17 protein-coding genes are annotated in these 20,725 nt (G+C 54.2%); 15 read left to right on the forward strand and 2 right to left on the reverse strand.

All coding sequences use genetic code 11. From position 1 onward, the window contains the following. Positions 1 to 4: 4 nt before the first annotated feature. The 15 genes from rpsA to EJA70_RS28755 all read left to right on the forward strand — a co-directional run bounded on the left by rpsA (position 5) and on the right by EJA70_RS28755 (position 18,451). Positions 5 to 1,690 carry a 30S ribosomal protein S1 gene (rpsA, locus tag EJA70_RS28685; RefSeq protein ID WP_008079785.1) on the forward strand — a complete coding sequence of 562 codons (1,686 nt, stop codon included), beginning with the start codon at positions 5 to 7 and terminating at the stop codon, positions 1,688 to 1,690. A 196-nt stretch (positions 1,691 to 1,886) separates the two neighbouring features. Further along, a complete protein-coding gene (locus EJA70_RS28690) occupies positions 1,887 to 2,165 on the forward strand; it encodes a hypothetical protein (protein ID WP_158835750.1) in 279 nt (92 codons plus the stop codon). A gap of 151 nt (positions 2,166 to 2,316) precedes the next feature. Next, positions 2,317 to 2,613, forward strand: coding sequence for an integration host factor subunit beta (gene ihfB / locus EJA70_RS28695; protein WP_003189779.1), 297 nt, complete (start codon positions 2,317 to 2,319; stop codon positions 2,611 to 2,613). Between the two features lie 30 nt (positions 2,614 to 2,643). Further along, on the forward strand, positions 2,644 to 2,883 hold the full coding sequence (locus EJA70_RS28700; protein ID WP_158835753.1) for a lipopolysaccharide assembly protein LapA domain-containing protein: 240 nt from the start codon (positions 2,644 to 2,646) through the stop codon (positions 2,881 to 2,883). 225 nt (positions 2,884 to 3,108) lie between these two features. Further along, a complete protein-coding gene (gene rfbB / locus EJA70_RS28705) occupies positions 3,109 to 4,185 on the forward strand; it encodes a dTDP-glucose 4,6-dehydratase (RefSeq protein ID WP_178117028.1) in 1,077 nt (358 codons plus the stop codon). After that, positions 4,182 to 5,075: a dTDP-4-dehydrorhamnose reductase gene (rfbD, locus tag EJA70_RS28710; protein WP_158835862.1), complete on the forward strand. Its 894-nt coding sequence runs from the start codon at positions 4,182 to 4,184 to the stop codon at positions 5,073 to 5,075. Before rfbB ends, rfbD begins: the two co-directional genes overlap by 4 nt. After that, entirely contained in the window at positions 5,072 to 5,962 is an 891-nt protein-coding gene (rfbA, locus tag EJA70_RS28715) for a glucose-1-phosphate thymidylyltransferase RfbA (protein ID WP_008079791.1), read from the forward strand. Before rfbD ends, rfbA begins: the two co-directional genes overlap by 4 nt. Before the next feature lie 57 nt (positions 5,963 to 6,019). Then, the gene (locus tag EJA70_RS28720; protein WP_008079792.1) at positions 6,020 to 6,943 is read left to right on the forward strand and encodes a glycosyltransferase; all 924 of its coding nucleotides are present in this window, start codon (positions 6,020 to 6,022) and stop codon (positions 6,941 to 6,943) included. Beyond that, on the forward strand, positions 6,940 to 7,899 hold the full coding sequence (locus EJA70_RS28725) for an SDR family oxidoreductase (protein ID WP_158835759.1): 960 nt from the start codon (positions 6,940 to 6,942) through the stop codon (positions 7,897 to 7,899). Before EJA70_RS28720 ends, EJA70_RS28725 begins: the two co-directional genes overlap by 4 nt. Positions 7,900 to 8,248: 349 nt before the next feature. Further along, positions 8,249 to 9,256, forward strand: a complete 1,008-nt coding sequence (locus tag EJA70_RS28730) for a glycosyltransferase family 2 protein (RefSeq protein WP_158835762.1) — start codon at positions 8,249 to 8,251, stop codon at positions 9,254 to 9,256. A 117-nt stretch (positions 9,257 to 9,373) separates the two neighbouring features. Beyond that, the gene (locus EJA70_RS28735; protein WP_008079795.1) at positions 9,374 to 10,192 is read left to right on the forward strand and encodes an ABC transporter permease; all 819 of its coding nucleotides are present in this window, start codon (positions 9,374 to 9,376) and stop codon (positions 10,190 to 10,192) included. Then, a complete protein-coding gene (locus tag EJA70_RS28740) occupies positions 10,182 to 11,549 on the forward strand; it encodes an ABC transporter ATP-binding protein (protein ID WP_008079796.1) in 1,368 nt (455 codons plus the stop codon). Before EJA70_RS28735 ends, EJA70_RS28740 begins: the two co-directional genes overlap by 11 nt. Before the next feature lie 4 nt (positions 11,550 to 11,553). Continuing rightward, on the forward strand, positions 11,554 to 16,422 hold the full coding sequence (locus tag EJA70_RS28745; protein WP_158835765.1) for a glycoside hydrolase family 99-like domain-containing protein: 4,869 nt from the start codon (positions 11,554 to 11,556) through the stop codon (positions 16,420 to 16,422). Positions 16,423 to 16,484: 62 nt separating this feature from the next. Then, the gene (gene cysC / locus EJA70_RS28750; protein WP_158835768.1) at positions 16,485 to 17,078 is read left to right on the forward strand and encodes an adenylyl-sulfate kinase; all 594 of its coding nucleotides are present in this window, start codon (positions 16,485 to 16,487) and stop codon (positions 17,076 to 17,078) included. Continuing rightward, positions 17,075 to 18,451 (forward strand): FAD/NAD(P)-binding protein, encoded by a 1,377-nt coding sequence (locus EJA70_RS28755; RefSeq protein ID WP_158835770.1) that lies wholly within the window; start codon positions 17,075 to 17,077, stop codon positions 18,449 to 18,451. The genes cysC and EJA70_RS28755 overlap by 4 nt, the downstream gene beginning before the upstream one ends. A 53-nt stretch (positions 18,452 to 18,504) precedes the next feature. On the opposite strand, the gene EJA70_RS28760 is transcribed toward EJA70_RS28755, so the two are convergent. Together EJA70_RS28760 and rffA are read right to left on the reverse strand one after the other, a co-directional pair. After that, entirely contained in the window at positions 18,505 to 19,461 is a 957-nt protein-coding gene (locus EJA70_RS28760) for an acyltransferase (protein ID WP_158835773.1), read from the reverse strand. 43 nt (positions 19,462 to 19,504) lie between these two features. Next, the gene (gene rffA, locus EJA70_RS28765) at positions 19,505 to 20,644 is read right to left on the reverse strand and encodes a dTDP-4-amino-4,6-dideoxygalactose transaminase (RefSeq protein WP_158835776.1); all 1,140 of its coding nucleotides are present in this window, start codon (positions 20,642 to 20,644) and stop codon (positions 19,505 to 19,507) included. Positions 20,645 to 20,725 lie beyond the last annotated feature (81 nt).

Consider the following 20,725-nt stretch of genomic DNA (forward strand, 5'->3'; position numbering starts at 1 on the left):
TAAAATGAGCGAAAGCTTTGCGGAACTCTTTGAAGAAAGCCTAAAAACCCTGAACCTTCAGGCAGGCTCCATCATCACCGGTGTTATCGTTGATATCGATTACCAAGCTCGCTGGGTAACCGTTCACGCTGGCCTGAAGTCTGAAGCACTCATCCCGCTTGAGCAGTTCTACAACGACGCTGGCGATCTGACTATCAATGTCGGTGACGAAGTTCACGTTGCTCTGGACTCGGTTGAAGACGGTTTCGGTGAAACCAAGCTGTCCCGTGAAAAAGCCAAGCGCGCTGAGTGCTGGATCGTTCTGGAAGCAGCCTTCGCAGCTGAGGAAGTGGTCAAGGGCGTTATCAACGGTAAGGTTAAAGGCGGCTTCACTGTCGACGTTAACGGCATCCGTGCGTTCCTGCCAGGTTCCCTGGTTGACGTCCGTCCAGTGCGCGACACCACGCACCTGGAAGGCAAAGAGCTGGAATTCAAGGTCATCAAGCTGGACCAGAAGCGCAACAACGTTGTCGTTTCCCGTCGCAGCGTCCTGGAAGCCGAGAACTCCGCCGAGCGTGAAGCTCTGCTGGAATCCTTGCAGGAAGGCCAGCAAGTCAAAGGTATCGTCAAAAACCTCACCGATTACGGCGCATTCGTCGATCTGGGTGGCGTGGACGGCCTGCTGCACATCACCGACATGGCCTGGAAGCGCATCAAGCATCCTTCCGAGATCGTCAATGTTGGTGACGAAATCGACGTCAAGGTTCTGAAATACGATCGCGAACGCAACCGTGTTTCCCTGGGCCTGAAGCAACTGGGCGAAGATCCGTGGGTTGCTATCAAAGCCCGTTACCCAGAAAGCACTCGCGTTACCGCTCGTGTAACCAACCTGACCGACTACGGCTGCTTCGCTGAGCTGGAAGAAGGCGTTGAAGGTCTGGTACACGTTTCGGAAATGGACTGGACCAACAAGAACATCCACCCTTCGAAAGTCGTACAAGTCGGCGACGAAGTGGAAGTTATGGTTCTGGACATCGACGAAGAGCGTCGTCGTATCTCCCTGGGCATCAAGCAGTGCAAATCTAACCCATGGGAAGATTTCTCTGGCCAGTTCAACAAGGGCGATAAAATCTCCGGCACCATCAAGTCGATCACCGATTTCGGTATCTTCATTGGTCTGGACGGCGGCATCGACGGTCTGGTTCACCTGTCCGACATCTCCTGGAACGAAGTGGGCGAAGAAGCTGTTCGTCGTTTCAAGAAGGGCGACGAGCTGGACACCGTTATCCTGTCGGTTGACCCAGAGCGCGAGCGTATCTCCCTGGGTATCAAGCAGCTGGAAAGCGATCCGTTCTCCGAGTACGTCTCGGTTAACGACAAAGGCGCCATCGTTAAAGGCACTGTGAAAGAAGTTGACGCCAAAGGCGCCATCATCGTTCTGGCCGACGATATCGAAGCGACTCTGAAAGCCTCCGAAATCAGCCGTGACCGCGTTGAAGACGCGCGCAACGTTCTGAAAGAAGGCGAAGAAGTAGAAGCCAAGATCATCAGCGTTGATCGTAAGAGCCGCGTGATCCAACTCTCCATCAAGTCGAAAGACGACGCTGAAGAGAAAGAAGCTATCCAGAGCCTGAAAGCAGCTCCGGAAGGCGAAGCAGTTGACACCACCATGGCTGCACTGCTGAAGCAAGCAATGGCCAAACAGAACTAAGTTCTGCTTGATCATGAAAAAGGGCGACTTCGGTCGCCCTTTTTTGTGCCTGCAATTTGACGGCAGGTCAGGTTTCCGGTGAAACCAATCTCACGCTTGGGCTGTCTGTTTCTTTATTCGGATCAATCGTCTATTCGCGACTAAGCTTGGGCTTGGGTGCGCAGTAGTCGGGCAGTTGCCTGGCATAAGGAAGTGGATGAACAAGTTTATTGTCCTCATAGCGATCTTGTTGAGCGCTGGCTGTACTACAAGTGCCAAGACCCATGCGGTGCGCGGGGTCAGTGGTATTGAAGTCGATTGTTCCGGTTTGGGCTCGGGCTGGGAAAAGTGCCAGAAGCGTGCAGCGAAGGAGTGCAAGGGCGCTGGCTATAAGGTGGTGACGCGATCTGATGACGCCAAGGATGAAGATGAGTTTCCCTTTGGCTTCAATCCAGCTGGCTACGTGACGCGTACCATGCTGGTGATCTGTCGCTGAGTGCGGTGAACCGGTTTGGTGATCTGATGCTCTGAAAATGGGCGTTTTGACGCTAAGGAAGATATGTCAATCCCTGGGCTGTTCAAAATCTTCCGGGCGTGCTAAAACCTTTCAAGCGCTGATCTAGCTGCTTGAAAAAGAAGGGAAAAATATGACGAAGTCGGAGTTGATCGAACGAATTGTCACCCATCAAGGGCTGCTCTCATCCAAGGATGTGGAGCTGGCCATCAAGACCATGCTTGAACAAATGTCCCAGTGTCTGGCCACCGGTGATCGTATCGAGATCCGTGGGTTTGGCAGCTTCTCACTGCATTATCGCGCGCCGCGTGTAGGGCGCAATCCAAAGACCGGTCAGTCCGTCAGCCTTGACGGTAAGTTCGTTCCACACTTCAAGCCGGGCAAAGAACTGCGCGATCGTGTGAACGAGGAAGAGGAGGAGGGCGTTTGATCCTCGCTGCTGAATATCAGGGAGATGCTCATGCGTAATCTCAAACGCATACTTCTTGGCGTTTTCGTTTTGTTGCTTGTCTTGGTTGTTCTGGTCTTTGTCCTTGAAAACCAGCAGGCGGTGTCGTTGTTGTTTCTAGGTTGGTCCGGACCGCAACTTCCGGTGTCGTTGGTTGTTGTCGTGGCATTGCTGATCGGCATGTTTATCGGCCCGATTCTCGGCTGGTTCCTGGGACGCTCGTCCAGAGCTGCACGCAAGCGCCTTGTCTGAAAACGACAGGTGCAGGGCATCTGTCGAAATTGCGCCTCTGCCTGTCTATATCCATTAGTAAAACCTTCATTAAGCTGTAAAATGCAGCCCTTGTTCGATAGTGGCCTATTCCCACGTCGATTCAGACTGACTCTGACGGAAGCCTCTAATTTGATGGCTTCTGCATTCATGGATTAGACAGTGCTCGTTGGTGTCACTGTCCGCAGCTCAAGGGTATGCTTTCGCGTGAAAATTCTAGTTACCGGCGGCGCCGGGTTCATCGGCTCGGCAGTCATTCGCCACATCATTTCCAACACCGCCGATTCTGTCGTCAATGTCGACAAGCTGACTTACGCCGGTAACCTGGAGTCTTTGGCTGAAGTCAGCCAGGACTCGCGATACGCATTCGAGCGCGTTGATATCTGTGATCGCGATCAAATCGACCGCGTCCTGCGAGAGCATCAGCCGGATGCGATCATGCATCTTGCTGCAGAGTCGCACGTTGATCGTTCGATTTCGGGGCCTTCCGAATTCATTCAAACCAACATCATCGGCACTTACACGTTGCTCGAGGCGGCTCGTCATTACTGGGCTGCGCTTGATGATGCACGTAAAGCCAACTTTCGCTTCCATCACATTTCCACTGACGAAGTGTATGGCGACCTGGAAGGCCCGGAAGACCTGTTCACTGAAACCACGCCCTACCAGCCAAGCTCGCCATACTCGGCCAGCAAAGCCAGTTCCGATCATCTCGTGCGAGCGTGGGCTCGCACCTACGGCCTGCCGACTCTGGTCACCAACTGCTCGAACAACTACGGTCCTTGCCACTTCCCCGAGAAGTTGATCCCGCTGATCATCCTCAATGCTTTGGAAGGCAAGCCGTTGCCTGTTTATGGCAAAGGCAACCAGGTTCGTGACTGGCTCTACGTGGAAGACCATGCACGTGCGTTGTATAAAGTCGTCACCGAAGGTGTCATTGGTGAGACTTACAACATCGGTGGTCACAACGAGAAGCAGAACATTGAAGTTGTTCATACGCTTTGTGCGCTGCTTGATGAGCTTCGTCCAGACTCCGCGCATCGTCCGCACGCAAGCTTGATCACTTACGTGCAGGATCGTCCTGGTCATGACCAGCGCTACGCAATTGATGCCAGCAAGATTCAGCGGGAGTTGGGCTGGACGCCGGAAGAAACCTTCGATACCGGCATTCGCAAAACGGTTGAATGGTACCTGCAGAACACCGAGTGGGTTGCTCACGTGAAGAGCGGCAGCTACCAGCAGTGGATCGATCAGAACTACGCAGATCGTTCGAACAAAGCATGAAAATCCTACTGCTGGGAAAAAATGGCCAGGTAGGCTGGGAGTTGCAACGCTCCCTGGCACCTGTTGGCGAATTGATTGCCCTGGATCGTCATCCAGTGGGCAGCTTGAGCGGCGATTTATCCGACCTCGATGCACTTCGCGCGACGATTCGTCAGGTCAAACCCGACGTTATCGTCAATGCAGCGGCTTACACCGCTGTCGATAAGGCCGAATCCGACATCGAACTGGCTGATCGCGTCAACGGTCTCGCTACTCAGGTGATGGCGCAGGAAGCCGCAACACTGGGTGCGTGGCTGATTCACTATTCCACCGACTATGTGTTCAGTGGTGAAGGCTTGACGCCGTGGCGGGAGACCGATGCGGTATCGCCGGTGAATCATTACGGCGCCAGCAAGCTGGCGGGCGAGCAGGCGATCGTCGCTTCGGGCTGCAAGCACCTGATCTTCCGTACCAGTTGGGTCTATGCCGCGCGTGGCAACAATTTTGCCAAGACCATGCTGCGTCTGGCCAAGGATCGCGAAATACTGGGTGTGATCGCCGATCAGATTGGCGCGCCGACCGGTGCTGAGCTGATCGCCGACGTCACCGCGCAGGCTATTGGGCAGGTCCTGCTGCGTCCGGAGCTGGCTGGGCTCTATCATTTGGCCGCCGCCGGCGAAGTCTCCTGGCACGGTTATGCCAGCCATGTGATTGACTTTGCCAAGGCTAATGGTGAAGCGCTTGCCGTCACGGCGATCAATCCGATCGATACCACCGCTTACCCGACACCTGCGCGCCGTCCTTTGAATTCCCGACTGGATACTCAAAAACTGCGCGACAATTTTTCTCTACACTTGCCGGATTGGCAAAGTGGTGTAACTCGAATGCTTAGGGAAGTTCTGAATAAATGACCACGACAAATCGTAAAGGCATCATTCTCGCCGGTGGTTCGGGCACGCGCCTGCACCCGCTGACACTCGGCGTTTCCAAGCAGATGCTGCCAATCTACGACAAGCCGATGATCTTTTATCCGCTGTCGGTACTGATGCTCGCAGGAATGCGTGAAATTCTGATCATCTCCACGCCGGAAGATCTGCCATGTTTCCGCAAGCTACTGGGTGATGGCAGCCTGTACGGCGTCAAGTTGACCTATGCCGAGCAGCCAAGCCCGGACGGGCTGGCTCAGGCGTTCATCATCGGCGAAGAGTTCATCGGTAACGACCCTTGCTGTCTGATCCTGGGTGACAACATCTTTTACGGTCAGCACTTCTCCGACAACTTGCGCTCGGCCTGTGCCCGGCAGCAGGGTGCGACCGTGTTTGGCTACCATGTTTCCGATCCAGAGCGCTTTGGTGTGGTGGAGTTCGATGCATCCGGACGTGCCCTGAGCATCGAAGAAAAGCCGCTGAAGCCAAAATCCAGCTATGCGGTGACCGGTCTCTATTTCTACGACAACCAGGTCGTCGACATTGCCAAGAAGATCAAGCCTTCCGAGCGTGGCGAGCTGGAAATCACCGACGTCAACCGTGCTTACCTCGAGCAGCAGACACTGAATGTCGAAATGCTCGGACGCGGTTTCGCCTGGCTGGATACCGGCACTCACGACTCTCTGCTTGAGGCCAGCCATTTCGTACATACCATCGAACAGCGCCAGGGCCTGAAAGTCGCGTGCCTGGAAGAAATCGCCTACCACAACGGCTGGATCACTGCCGAACAGTTGGGTGTGCAAGCTGAAGCCTTGAAGAAGACCGGTTACGGCCAATACTTGCAGAAGTTGCTGGACTCGCCTTCTCACTGATTCGTAGAAACGAAGTTGTTCGAGTGAGAAAGTTTATCCAGTCCGAGCAGGAAAGTTATGCCAGTAAAACATCCCAAGGTTGCGGTTTTGCTGGCGGCCTTCAATGGAATGCAGTGGATTGAAGAGCAACTCGCCTCGATTCTTGGCCAGTCGGGTGTCGATGTAAGCGTTTATATCAGTATTGATACTTCTACCGATGGAACCGAGGCGTGGTGCGCGGCATACGCGTCTCGGCATCCCGGTGTTGTCGTGTTGCCGCCCGCTGGCTCTTTCGGAGGCGCTTCGCGGAATTTTTTCAGGCTGATCCGTGATGTGGCTATCGAGAGTTACGATTTCGTCGCATTTGCTGATCAGGATGACATCTGGTACCCGGACAAGCTTGAGCGGGCGGTGCGCGAGATTCGGTCACGCGCGGTGGATGCCTATTCGAGCAATGTCGTCGCATTCTGGCCGGACGGCCGCACCCATCTGCTTGATAAGGCGCAGCGCCAGACACCCTGGGATTTTCTGTTTGAAGCTGCTGGCCCGGGCTGCACGTATGTGCTGAGTCGCCCATTCGTCAGCGCCCTGCGCACCGCGATGCTGGCTGACTGGCAGGAATTACAGCACGTCAGTCTGCATGATTGGTATTGCTATGCGTTTGCCCGAAGTCGGGGCTTCAAATGGTTTATCGACCATCGACCGTCCATGAGTTATCGCCAGCATGAACGAAATCAGGTCGGTGCCAATACCGGTCTTAATCCACTGATTGCGCGCTACAAGACTATTCATGACGGGTGGTGGTTTTCCCAGGTCAGAAGGATCGTCCGCTTGGTCGGACTTGAAAATGATCGGTTTGTCCGACGCTGGCTGCCATTGGGGCGGTGGCAGATGCTGACCCTTTCACTGAGTGCCTGGAAGTGTCGTCGTCGAGTGCGCGACAAGATATTTTTCTTCTGTGTTTGCTGGGCTACAGCGGTAATTGGAAACAAAGCCAAATGAGCGCTCCTCGTGTTTTAGTGACAGGTGCTACCGGGTTCGTCGGTGAAGCGCTCGTATTTCGTTTGTTGCGCGATAAGGTATTTACGCCTGTCGCCGCCGTTCGTGGCGAAACCAGGTTGGCCGGTCTTTGTCCGGTAGTGGCGTTCGGGTTGGACGAAAACTCCCCGCTACCGCCTTTGGAAGATGTTGATGTAGTCGTCCATTGCGCGGCGCGCGTGCACGTCATGAATGAAGTGGCCGCAGATCCGCTCGCGGCGTTTCGCCAGGTCAACGTCGAGGGTACCGCGCGACTTGCCCGTCATGCGGCGAAATCCGGAGTCAAACGCTTCATTTTCATCAGCTCGATCAAGGTCAACGGCGAGGCAACATTACCGGGTGCGCCGTTTTCTGCTGATGATGCGCCGGCGCCGGTCGATCCTTACGGAATATCCAAGCGTGAAGCGGAGGACGCATTAAGGCAGATCAGTCAGGACACAGGGATGGAAGTCGTGATTATCCGACCGCCCCTGATCTATGGCCCGGGCGTCAAAGCCAACTTTCTCAATATGATGCGTTGGCTTGAGCGCGGCATACCGCTGCCTTTTGGTGCGATCAACAATCGTCGCAGTCTGGTGGCTATCGGCAATCTCATCGATCTGATCACTGTGTGTATCAAGCATCCCGCCGCTGGCGGCCACGTGTTTCTGGTCAGTGACGCGCAAGACCTTTCTACAACGCAACTGCTTCGGCGAATGGCGGGCGCGCTGAACGTCAAGCCTCGCCTGCTGCCATTGCCGTCTTCGTTGATGACGGTGGGGGCAGCGCTGATCGGGCGACAGGATCTGGCGCAGCGTTTGTGTGGTTCTCTGCAGGTCGATATCGGCAAAACCCAGGCCATCCTTGGGTGGTTGCCGGCTATTAGCGTGGATCAAGCATTGCGCAATACGGCAGGGCACTACCGTGCGAAGCAATGGTGAAGCTGATGATGGCTCTCGCTGCGTCGAGAACTTGGCAAACTGCCACCCTATTTTGCTCAAAGGCCGCTTGCTACCCTATGCCCGCAACGCAAGGGGGCATCAGAAACATTGGAGCCATGAGCTCATTATTATCAATGTTAAAATCTCCCGGTCTGCGTCGGAGATAGGGAAGGCGTAATGTCACTGGGCTATCAAATGGCGCTGCTTCGTCGTTATAATTGCAAATTTTGCGCAGCTTGGAGCAGCGTGTGAGCCTGTTTTATAAGGCTTGTTCGACTGTCCAGGTTTTCGTATGTATTGAACGAACTTGCGCAGGCAAAGTTTTATCATTTCAGCAACGGAGTGCTCGGTGGTAGCCCCCCTTTCCCCGGTTGTCCAAAACAACAGTTTGGATCGCCGCTGTATAGACGATAGTCAGCAAGATTCGGTGGCGCATTTGGGATGTGTTGCGATTCTTGTCTGTACGTTCAATGGTGAGCGCTTTTTGGCTCAACAACTGGAATCCATCGCTCGTCAAACTTACCCCCACTGGTTTGTAGTGGTCTCGGACGATGGTTCATCTGACTCGACATTGGCATTGCTTCGCGAGTTCGGTGAGCGCTGGGGGCATGACAAACTATTGATTCAGCACGGCCCGGGGCGTGGTTATGCAGCCAATTTCCTCACTGTTACCTGTGATGAGTCAATTGATGCCGACTTTTATGCGTGGGCGGATCAGGACGATATCTGGCAGCAAACAAAGCTGGAAGTGGCTTTGCAGCGATTGGCGCAAGCGCCGGTCGATGTGCCCGCGCTTTACTGCGGCAGAACCGAGCTGATCGACGAGCGCGGTAATCACATTGGCCTTTCACCCTTGTTCAGCCGGCCCATGGGATTTTCCAATGCATTGGTGGAGAGCGTCGGGGGCGGCAACACGATGGTCTTCAATGATGTCGCTCGTCAGTTGTTTCAGCGAGCGGGGAGCGGGGTGGATATCGTGTCGCACGACTGGTGGGCGTACCTGCTGGTGAGCGGCAGCGGTGGACGGGTTCTTTACGATTTTTCACCGACCGTTCTTTATCGCCAGCATGACGCCAATCTGATTGGCGCGACTTCGGGGTTGCGCGCCCAGATCGGTCGTTTGCGCATGTTGTTTCGTGGTCGTTTTCGCGGCTGGAATCAAAAGAATGTTACTGCGCTGGAGTCGAATCGACTGCAGCTCAATGAAGAAAGCAGGATGAGGCTGGATTGTTTCCAGCGGGCGCGTCGCTCACGTGGCTTGTCCCGGATCATCTGGTTACGACGATCCGGAGTCTACCGGCAATCCTTATGGGGCAATCTGGGGCTGATGCTGGCGACGCTGTTCAATGGAATTTGACACTCACGTTGCTTTGGCTCCTTTCAGGAATAATTCTGTGGTCACTCAAGTAGTCATCAAACAAGAGCGTTTGCTGGGGAAGCTGGACTCCCTCGGTTTTTTTGAGGTTTGTGCACAATGCTGAATTTTTCAACATCGCCGAAGGAGATGGTAGGCGGCATCTGGCGCAACAGAGGCCTGATCCGGGCGCTGGTGCAGCGGGAAATTGTCGGGCGCTATCGCGGATCCATCATGGGCATGCTGTGGTCGCTGTTCAATCCGATCGTCATGCTGGTGATCTATACATTCGTTTTCAGCGTCGTGTTCAAAGCCAGGTGGAGCGTAGACAGTAGCTCCAAAACCGAATTTGCCCTGATGCTGTTTGCCGGGTTGATTGTGTTCAACCTGTTTTCCGAGTGCATCAACAGAGCGCCAGGACTGATCGTCGGCAACGTCAACTATGTGAAGAAAGTAGTGTTTCCGCTGGAAATTCTCCCTTGGGTAACCTTGGGTGCTGCGATGTTCCACTTCCTTGTCAGCCTGAGCGTCTGGTTGGTTGCCTACCTGATTTTTTTCGGCAAGTTGCACCTGACAATTCTGCTGCTGCCGGTGTTTCTGGCGCCGCTGCTGATTTTTGTCATAGGCCTCGTCTGGTTCCTCGCCTCGATGGGCGTATATCTGCGAGATGTCAGTCAGATCATCGGGGTATGTACCTCGGTTCTGATGTTCCTATCGCCGATTTTCTACCCCATCACCGCGCTGCCGGAACAATACCGGCACTTGCTGTTTCTGAATCCTCTGACACCCGCGATCGAAGATACGCGAGCGTTGCTTTTCCGCGGTGAACTGCCCAGCTTCATTCACCTCGGTTTCTACTATATCGCTGCAGCTCTTGTCTTCTGGCTAGGATTTGCGTGGTTCCAAAAAACGCGTAAAGGATTTGCCGATGTCCTCTAATACAGCGATTGCCGTTAACGGTCTGAGCAAGTGTTTTCATATCTACGACAAACCGAGAGATCGGCTGCTGCAAATGTTCGCGCGCGGCCGTCGACAATACTTTCGCGAGTTCTGGGCGTTGCAGGATGTCTCCTTCACCATCAACAAGGGTGAGACGGTCGGTATTCTTGGGCGCAATGGCAGTGGTAAGTCGACGCTGCTGCAGATGATTTGCGGCACGCTCAATCAGACGCATGGTGACATCCTCACGCACGGCCGTGTGGCCGCCTTGCTAGAGTTGGGTTCTGGCTTCAACCCGGAATTCAGCGGACGTGAAAACGTTTACATGAACGCTGCGGTGCTCGGTCTTACGCGTGAAGAAACCGATGCGCGGTTTTCCGAAATCGAAGCGTTTGCCGAGATTGGCGAGTTTATCGATCAGCCAGTCAAGACCTATTCCAGCGGCATGATGGTTCGACTGGCATTTGCGGTAGCGATTAACGTTGACCCACAAATTCTGATTGTCGATGAGGCATTGTCTGTCGGCGACGAGTTGTTCCAGCGCAAGTGTTTTGCCCGCATCGAAGCGATCAAGGCCAGTGGCGCAACGATTCTGTTCGTATCGCACTCCGGCAGTGCGGTCATTGAACTGTGTACCCGCGCCATTCTTCTGGATAAAGGCGAGAAGCTTGCTGAAGGTGTGCCCAAGGTCATCGTCGGTCAGTATCAGAAGTTGCTGTATGCGCCTGCCGACAAGGTCAGTGTCATACGTGAAGAGATCAAGTCCGGTGCCCTGGAACGACGTGAACTTGAAGCCGAGGCGAAGCGCTCTGCGATCGCCGTCGAGGCATCACAAGCCTCGGACAACGGGTTGGAGGAGTACTACGACCCGCATATCGTTTCCAAGAGCGTGATGTCCTATGAATCTCACGGCGTTCTGATCAGCGACCCACGCATCCTCAATACTGCCGGGCAGCAGGTCAATTGCCTCAAGCGTGGTGACACCTATCGATACACCTATCGGGCGACATTCGCGACAGGTGCCGTAGCGGTCCGTTTTGGCATGATGATCAAGACATTGGCGGGCATCGAAATCGGTGGTTCCGCAAGTGCGGCGGGTGCCCAGGACTCCATTACGTATGTCGCTGCCGAGAGTGAAGTTCAGGTCGAGTTTGCATTCGAGTGCAATTTGAACCCAGGCACCTATTTCCTCAACTGTGGGGCAGTCGGCGTCGTGGGCGAAGGTGAAACGTACCTTCACCGATTGATCGATGCATGCCTGTTCCGGGTTCTGCCGGAAACCGCGCTCACAGCGACCGGAACGGTTGATTTCAAATGTATTCCAGCTATTACCATTTCAAGCGTTGAGCATAATTAATCTTATGGATCATAAACAAATAGTCGTCGTTCTGGGCATGCACCGAAGCGGTACGAGTGCCATTACGCGTGGTTTAAAAGTCCTTGGCGTCGACTTGGGCGACAATCTGTTGCCTGCCGAATCGGGCAATAATGAAAAAGGCTTCTTTGAAGACGCAACGATCACTGCGTACAACGAAGAGTTATTGGCCGCGTTGGGCCACGCCTGGGATAGCCTGGTGCCAATCAGCCCTGAAGAGCTGAGCTTGCCCATCACCCAAAGCCATAAGATTCGTGCCATCGAGCATCTGCGTGAGAAAGTCGCTCACATCAAGTGTTTCGGCGTAAAAGACCCGCGCATGGCCAGACTGTTGCCGTTCTGGCAGGAAATCTTTGCCGAGCTGGGTCTGAAAGTCAGCTACGTTGTCGCCTTCCGTAATCCCAAGAATGTGGCTTACTCGTTGGTCAAGCGCAATGAGTTCGAAGTGGAGAAGGGCTACTTTCTCTGGCTGGAGCACATGCTGTTCAGCTTGAAGTACAGCCAGGGTGCTTCGCGGGTTTTTGTCAACTACGAGCTGATGCTTCAGGCACCTGAGCAGCAGTTGCGCCGTATTTCCGAGTCGCTGGATTTGCCATTCGATCCGCAAGGGCCGGAGTTCCAGGAATATCAGAACAAGTTTCTCCAGCACTCGCTGCAACACAACAGCTTTACGCTGGATGAGCTCAGCAAGGATGCCAGCGTTCCTGCCGATGTCTTGAGTCTCAGTCTTGTGCTTTTGCAACTGTCGCGCGATGAACGCGCAGATGATCAAGCCGTTGTCGATACAGTCAACGAACTCTATCAAGCAATGATCGAGCGCTTGCCGGCGTATCGCCTCATGCGTCATTTCGATGTAAGCAATACGGAACTGAATGCGCAACTGAGCTTGAAAGGCAAAAGTCTCGAGGCTTTGGAAGCTGATCACAGCAAGCTTGAAACGAGCCACGCAGAGTTAAAATCTGATTATTCCAAGTTGAGCGAGCATCGACGCTGGCTTGAGACTCAATATGACTCTTTGACATCGAAGCTTTCCGAGTCAGAGGGATCGGTGCATAGTCTTGAAGCTGACTTGCGTCGTCATGCTTCCGGGCGGTTTTTGCTCAAGTCACTGGTTTCGCATATTGCCGAGCGATTCGGCTTGCGGTATCGAGGTGATAATCCCGCCGAGAGCGAGCTGTTTGATGCCGATTATTATCTGAGCACCTACGAAGACGTTCGTGCCGCAGGTGTTAATCCTTTGCAGCACTATCTGGAGCAAGGTTGGCGCGAAGGTCGTGATCCTTCGGCAGGTTTTTCCACCAAGGGGTATCTGGATCACTATCCGGATGTACGACTGCGACGTGTCAACCCGCTGATCCACTACCTGCGCCACGGATATTATGAGGGGCGGTCGATTTACGATGTCAAAGGTCGTAACTACCACCTTTCCCGTACGGTCAGCCGCCACCGCGTTGTCGTGCAGTTGTTGAATCTGGTTTCGCAACAGCCGGAGTTACTGGGGCGCTTTGTCCGTGAAGCACGACGTGGTGGATTGCGTCATGCCTTGGCGATTGCTGCCCGCAAGCTCAAGCGCAGTCAGAAGCGACTTGCCCTGAGCCAGGTCTCCAAACAACTTGGCGATGCTGCATTGACTGAGTACGAAGTACTGAAAGTCGTGCCTTACTATCTGGACCCTTATCTCCCCGAGGCTCCAAAAACTGCTCCCGCAATGGTTGCCGTTCACCTTCATTTGAGCAGTGAGCAAATGTCCGGGGACTGGCTGGGATACCTCAAGAATATCCCTGTCGAGTTCGATTTGTATGTGTCCCGCACTGGCAGTGACAATTCCAGGTTTGACGATAAACCGCTGCGCGCTGCCGTGCCTCTGTTGCGCCAATTGGTTGTTGATGTCGTCCCTGAACACGCCGGCGCTATTGCATCGCTGATTGTCCAGTTCGGTGATCGCCTCAAGGAATACGACGTTGTCGCGCACTTGCATGACGAAGCCGGCAGCGACGACGGTTCGGGTGTCAAAGAGCGTCTTGATCTCCTCTGCGGCTCGCCTGCCAATGTCGGGCAGATTCTGCAATTGCTCGGTGGCGACGCGAAAGTGGTTTATCCCGTCGACATCCGAGCTGAGTCTGCGGACTACCATCAGGCTGGCTGGAGTGATGCCGGAAACGTGATTGCCACGGTTCTGGAAAAGTACACGGAAGTGGACGCCAAGAGTTTCCCTGGCGCGCAATTCCCACGTGCGGGTCTGTTCTGGGCGCGGGTCGGCACGATCAGTGATCTGTTACAACTGCCGTTGCAGTTTGAGCATTTCGCAAATGCCGGCGACGCTGTTGCGCCGGACATGTTGAGCCGTACGCTGCAGCGCTTGGTGCTGGTTAATACAACAATCAGTGAAGGGCGTAATTACCAGTTGGAAGCGCCGCAGATTTCTCACGAGCCGCGCGACTACTACGAGCCGCAGGTTGATTACTCGGCCAGCATCAAACACGATACGGTCAAAGTACTAGCGTACTACCTGCCTCAGTTCCACCCAACGCCTGAAAATGACGAATGGCACGGAACCGGGTTTACCGAGTGGCACAAAGTTCGTTCGGCCAATCCGCTGTTCTTTGGCCATTATCAGCAACACGTTCCGCACGAGGACATCGGGTACTACCACCTCGACGGCCCGGCGCAGTTGCAGCAACAGGCTGAAATGATGCAAAAGTCCGGTGTTCATGGCCTGATTTTCTATCATTACTGGTTCACCGGCCGAATGATCCTTGAGAAGCCAGCGCAGATGCTGGTGGCCAATCCCGAGATCAACATGCCGTTTGCCTTTTGCTGGGCGAATGAAAACTGGACTCGCCGTTGGGATGGCAACGAGCAGGAAATTCTGCTCGGTCAGGTTTACTCGAAAGAAGATGCGCGTGGCTTCATTCGCTATCTCATTCCGTTCTTCAAAGACGAGCGCTACATCAAAGTAGACGGGCGTCCGATGCTGCATGTGTATCGTCCGTCGTCGATCGAGCATATCGAAGAATACCTGGAAGTCTGGCGCGAAGAGTGTGAGAGCGCCGGCCTGAAGGCGCCTTACATGGTGGCGACATTGACGCGTGGTGCGACGCAGCCCCAAGACCACGGGATGGATGCTGCGGTTGAGCGGGTGCTGCACGACTGGACGGCTGACGCTGTACCAGATACTCGCAACCAGTTGCGTCCGTACTGGCCTCTGGAAGGTAACGTCCTTAACTACGGTGAAGTTGCCGACCATTACATGGCACAAGATCTGGGCAAGGATTTCACCCTGTTCCGGTCTTTGGTTCCGACGTGGGATAACACCGCTCGTTACGGCAACAGAGCCTATGTGCTGAACAACTTCACCACCGAAAAATTCCAGACGTGGATGGAGTTTTTGGTCGACTATTCCGAGCAAAACCTGGCGGAAGATCGTCGATATGTTGTCGTCAACGCGTGGAATGAATGGGCCGAAGGCGCACACCTTGAACCGGATACGCGCTTCGGTTACGGCTACCTCAATTCCATCGGTCGCGCGTTGTCCGGTCAGCCGTTTGCAGCGATCAGCCATTGTGTTCCTGCCACCGATTTGAAGCTCAACGTGGCTTTGACACCCGAGGCCCAGGCTCGTCTGGACGCCGAGCCGGAATCGGCTCGCAAGTTCCTTGCTTGCCTGGCCAGTTCGAGCGTGCTGCACAACTGCTCCGTCACCGCCGACAATGCCCAGCTCCAGCAGGTGTTGCAGGCGCAAGGCGTGAATACTCACGGCCACCAGCCCGCTGATGCTGAGTTCACGTTGGTGTTCAGTGACATCTGCCTGTTTCCTGCGACAGCCATCGAGTCGTTGCTGAGAATGGCGAAACGACACAAGGGCTATTCGGTGTCGGCCAGTGTGCGAAATGATCCGCTGTTCGTGCAGGGGGAGGGGACTGTCAACCTCAGCATCGATGCAAGTCAGGTGGCTTGCATGGAATTGCAACTGGCGTCTCCGGCAGTCGGTTACAAAGTATGCTGTGAGGCCGCCTGTTTCCGTCTTCTGCCGGAGAGCGGCGTCCAGGGCGCAGCGCTCGATACGGTATCGACTATCGTGCGTTATCACCGTCGTGGCGACCGCGCTTCGCTGATCAATGCGCTACTGTCGTTGGTTGCCCAGTCCGGTTGCCGAGTGCTGCCGGTGCTGGCTATTCAGGACATGGATGACGAAGAAATTGCGCTACTGCAGGCGCAACTCGATCAACTGCCGTGGAGCGAGCATTGCGCGCCGCTGATTCGTCGTTACTTCTCGACAGAGCAAGCCCCGGATCTGCGTTCGCTGATGCTGAACGATGCACTGAAAGCTATTGGCAGTGGTTATGCGGCATTTCTTGATTACGACGACATGTTGTTTCCGTGGGCTTACAGCTCACAGATCGAGCAGCTCAAGTCCAGCGGCAAGAACGCAACCTTTGCGCGGGTTTACTCCACCATGGTGGATTCGGCGACCGGTTGCATTGTCAAGCGCGACAAAATTTATGACTACGGTGAAACCTATCGCGATTTCATCGAGCATAACCATGCACCGCTGCACAGTTTCCTGTTGGATCTGGATCAGTGCGATCTGCAAGCCATCACCTACTTCGATGATATGAAGTACATGGAAGACTACTATCTGACGATGCAGTTGTTTACTCGCGACGGCACCGATTGGGCGTCGCTGCGCACGTGTGACTTTATCGGTGATTACATTCACCGAATTGGCTGCGACACGCATACGCTTGCACTGACTGACGAGCAACAGCGTCTCGACTTGCTCAGTAGTGAGTCTTATCGCATTTGCGAGGCCCGCATCAAGGCCTTGCGTGATCGTCTACTGCCCCACGTGTAGTGCAGGAGGCCCGCCAGTTCGCTGGCGGGCCTTGATCGTCTGATTGGAATAAGGTTAATCGAATGAGTAAGGATCTGGTTTTTCACGCTACTGCTGTCAGCGCCTCGGCAAGAGCCCAGGTGAAGGGGCAAAAGCCTGCAGTGATTTGGCTCACGGGATTGAGCGGCGCCGGAAAGTCGACGATTGCCAACGCACTTGAGCAGGCGCTGGTCGCCAAGGGGCGGCATACGTTCCTGCTGGATGGTGACAACTTGCGGATGGGTTTGTGCAAGGATCTTGGCTTCAAGGATGCCGATCGTGTGGAAAATATTCGCCGAGTAGCGGAAGTTTCCAAGTTGCTCGTCGACGCAGGTTTGATCGTGATTACTGCTTTTATCTCGCCTTTCCACCGCGATCGCGCCATGGCGCGCGACGTGATCGGCAGCGGCGAGTTTGTTGAGGTTTTCATCGACACATCGCTTGAAGAGTGTGAGCGACGCGATCCTAAAGGGCTTTATGGCAAAGCCCGGGCCGGAGAAATCAAGAACTTCACTGGAATTGATTCGGCCTACGAGGCACCTACGGCTGCCGATATTCGTATCAATACAGTTGAGGAAGACCTGGCGGCGTGCATTGCCCGAGTTGTGGATTACTTGGATAACAGGTTCATCCAATGAAAACGGTCGTCATCATCGGAGCCGGTTTCAGTGGAGCGGTGACCGCCGCGCAATTACTGCGGCAGGGCTCCCCGGATGTCCGCATTGTTTTGATTAATCGTTCTGGCGCAATGGCTCGCGGACTCGCTTACGGCACGAACAGCCCACTGCATCTGCTGAATGTGCCTGCGGGCAACATGAGTGCTTATGTTGATGAACCAGAGCACTTTTTGCGTTTTTGCCAAGCTCGGGATTCTGCTTACTCCGCATCCTCTTTCGTTCCACGCAAGATGTATGGCGATTATCTGGCTTCGGTTCTGGATGAGGCTGAGCGCCATGGTTTCGGCGATGTAGAGCTGGAGCGCGTGATTTCGGAAGTTGATAGCCTGAACCCGCATGGTGCCGGCGCCATTGTAAAACTGGCCAACGGACAGCAGATCATTGCGGATCAAGTTGTTCTAGCCTTCGGTAATTTTTCTCCGCTTGACCCACCGGGATTCAACTCATCGTTGGGAGTTGAGCAATACCAGGCAGACCCATGGTCCGGCGTTGCGGCCTCATCCGGTGGATTGGATAGTCCGGTGTTGTTGGTGGGTACCGGATTGACAGCGCTCGATGTTGCATTGGGATTGTTGCAGCAAGGTCATCGTGGCCCCATTCACATGGTTTCCAGGCGCGGGCTGCAGCCCTTGCCTCACCGCGCGCAGCGTTCGGCTCTGGAAGTGCCGCTCAATATTGTTGAAAAACTCCTGCAGTTGCCTCCTACGGTAGCTGGATACATGCGGTTGATTCGCCAGGAAATTGCGACCTCGCAAGCACACGGCCTGGACTGGCGTGACGCGTTGGCATTGTTGCGTTCGATTACACCGGACTTGTGGATTCGCCTGCCGAATATTGAGCGTCGCCGTTTCCTGCGCCATGTTCAGCCTTATTGGGATGTTCACCGGCATCGGGTGGCGCCGGCAGCTTATCAGCGTTTCGATGAGGCTCAGGCAGCCGGGCAAATTCATTCTATGGCGGGTCGCATAAAGAGCGTCACTCGCCATACCAATAGCCTGACAGTTAAGCTTCAGCTACGGGCTACAGGCCGTTTGGAAGAAATCACCGTCGGCCGGGTTATCAACTGCACGGGCCCCAATACAAATTTGAGTCGTGTGAATGATGCGTTGATCACTCAACTCAGAGTGGACGGACTGGTAAAGCTCGATCCTCTCGGGCTTGGGCTAAGCGTTGACGATCAACTATCGGTCATCAATGCTAACGGCAATGCTGTTCCCTGGTTGCATTACATAGGACCGATGCTCAAAGCCGACTTTTGGGAAGCCACAGCGGTCCCGGAATTACGGCAACACGCGAAGGCGCTGGCGGTGCGACTATCCGATCAGCTTCGTTAGGCGTTGAGTTTTCCATGAAAAAGGGCCCGAAAGGGCCCTTTTTTCATGGGAGGCTATTTAACCGGGATCGTTTGTTCTTGATCAGTCAATTTGACCGATTCCGGGCGCTTAAGAAGTTTGCCTTTCAGTTTCAAGGCCGGTTTTTCAATGATGAACCAGCAGGCAAGGCAGATGGGAATTGACGCCAGAAGAACGAACCAGAACAGTTTGAAGCCCAAGGGAATGAGCCCCAGAAGAAAAGCTCTGACCAGGCAGTGCGTCAGATAAAGTGAATAGCTGATGTCGATCTTCAGCTCCGGAAACTTAGGGCCGGCAATAGCAAATACCAACATTGCCGCAAAAGAGAAAAAGTCGATATACAACGAACTCTGGCGAACGACTGCGTTATACGGCTCGTTGAACGAAGCGGCGATAGCGGCAAGAAATACAAGCGTGGCGAGGACCGGACTGACTTTTTCCTTTATCAGCTCTTTGTATTTGTAGGCGATATTGCCGAGGAGGAAGGATCCTGCCAACAAAGCCCACATCGTTATAAACGATTTCGGGAGATAGATCGATGCGGCAATACACAGTGCGCAGAGAACCATTGGCAGGTATTTTATTCTGTAAAGGCCGCAAGATACCGCGATAAAAAGCGCTACATAAAGCACTTCCTCATACATCAGAGACCAGACGACGGCGTTCTCCGGTGGTGTGCCGAATGGCCACAACCAGTAGAGAATAGTCCTGAACATTTCCTGGCTATCCCAGATCAGCGCGACGGCAATGAAAGAGACAAAGAGCAGCGGAAGAACGCGAAGTGCTCTGCTGATGAAGAAGTGGAGGGCGGGGCGACGTTCAAGACTGGCGAACACAACGAAGCCACTGATTGCAATAAACGCCGGTACGGGGTTGATGAATACCGAAGACGCGATACCGGTATGAATGGCAACCACTTGAATGGCAAAAAAAGTCCGTAGCCAGTCAAAGCTATTGTACTTTTCAAATGTGTTACTACTGATGCGGGACATACTATTTCTCTGAGGGAGCGAGGTTTTTCAGTGTTGAACCGCGTTAGCAACTGATGGCTTTCTTCAATACATCCACCACTCGCTCCTGCTGGCTTTCAGTCAAACCCACCCAGAGCGGCAATCGAATCAATCGCTCGGATTGGCGATCGGTAACCTCAAGGTTGCCGCTGGCTCTACCATAACGTTTCCCGGCCGGCGACGAGTGCAAAGGGACGTAGTGGAACACTGACCAGATATCGTGGCGTTTCAGCTCTTCGAGAACTGCCTGACGGTCAATACTCGGGGCCAGCAATACGTAATACATATGTGCATTGTGCTCGCAATCTGCCGGAATAATCGGCCGTCGCAGGATACCCGCAGCCTCCAATGGCTCCAACAGCTCATGATACTTCTGCCAACTGTTCAGGCGCTCCTGAGTTATGCGATCGGCCTCCTCCAATTGCGCCCAAAGAAAAGCGGCGATCAACTCGCCAGGCAGGAAAGACGAGCCGACTTCCTGCCAAGTGTATTTATCGACCTCGCCACGAAAGAAACGACTGCGATCCGTACCCTTTTCCCGAATGATTTCGGCACGCAGCGACAACTCAGGATCGTTGACCAGGAGTGCGCCGCCTTCACCGGAGATCACATTTTTTGTTTCGTGGAAGCTGTAGGCTCCCAGATCACCAATGCTTCCCAGCGACTGGCCTTTATAACTGGCCATCACGCCTTGCGCTGCGTCTTCAACGACCATTAACTGATGGCGTCTGGCAATGGACATGATTGTATCCATTTCACAGGCGACTCCGGCGTAGTGCACCGGCGCGATTGCCCGGGTGCGGGGTGTTATCGCCGCCTCGATCAGACGCTCATCCATATTGAGCGTGTCTTCCCGGATATCGATGAATACGGGAACTCCGCCACGTAAAACAAATGCATTTGCAGTTGAAACAAAGGTATACGACGGCATGATGATTTCATCGCCGGGCTGTATATCCAGGAGCAAGGCGGACATTTCCAGTGCCGCGGTACATGAGTGAGTCAGCAGGGCGGTGCTGCATTTTGTACGCTCTTCCAGCCAGCGATGGCAGCGTTTGGTGAACGGTCCGTCACCCGCCAATCGACCGTTGAAATGGGCTTCGGCTATGTAATACAGCTCTTTCCCTGTCATATGAGGCCAGTTGAACTGGATGCGATCACTCATTCTTGTTTTCTCCTTCAACAACGGATCGTTAGTGATGATCGTTGCGAGACGTCTGGTTTAAGGCGGTACTGGATCGGCTGG

The sequence above is a fragment of the Pseudomonas sp. PB103 genome, from assembly GCF_009764635.1.
GTDB lineage: Bacteria > Pseudomonadota > Gammaproteobacteria > Pseudomonadales > Pseudomonadaceae > Aquipseudomonas.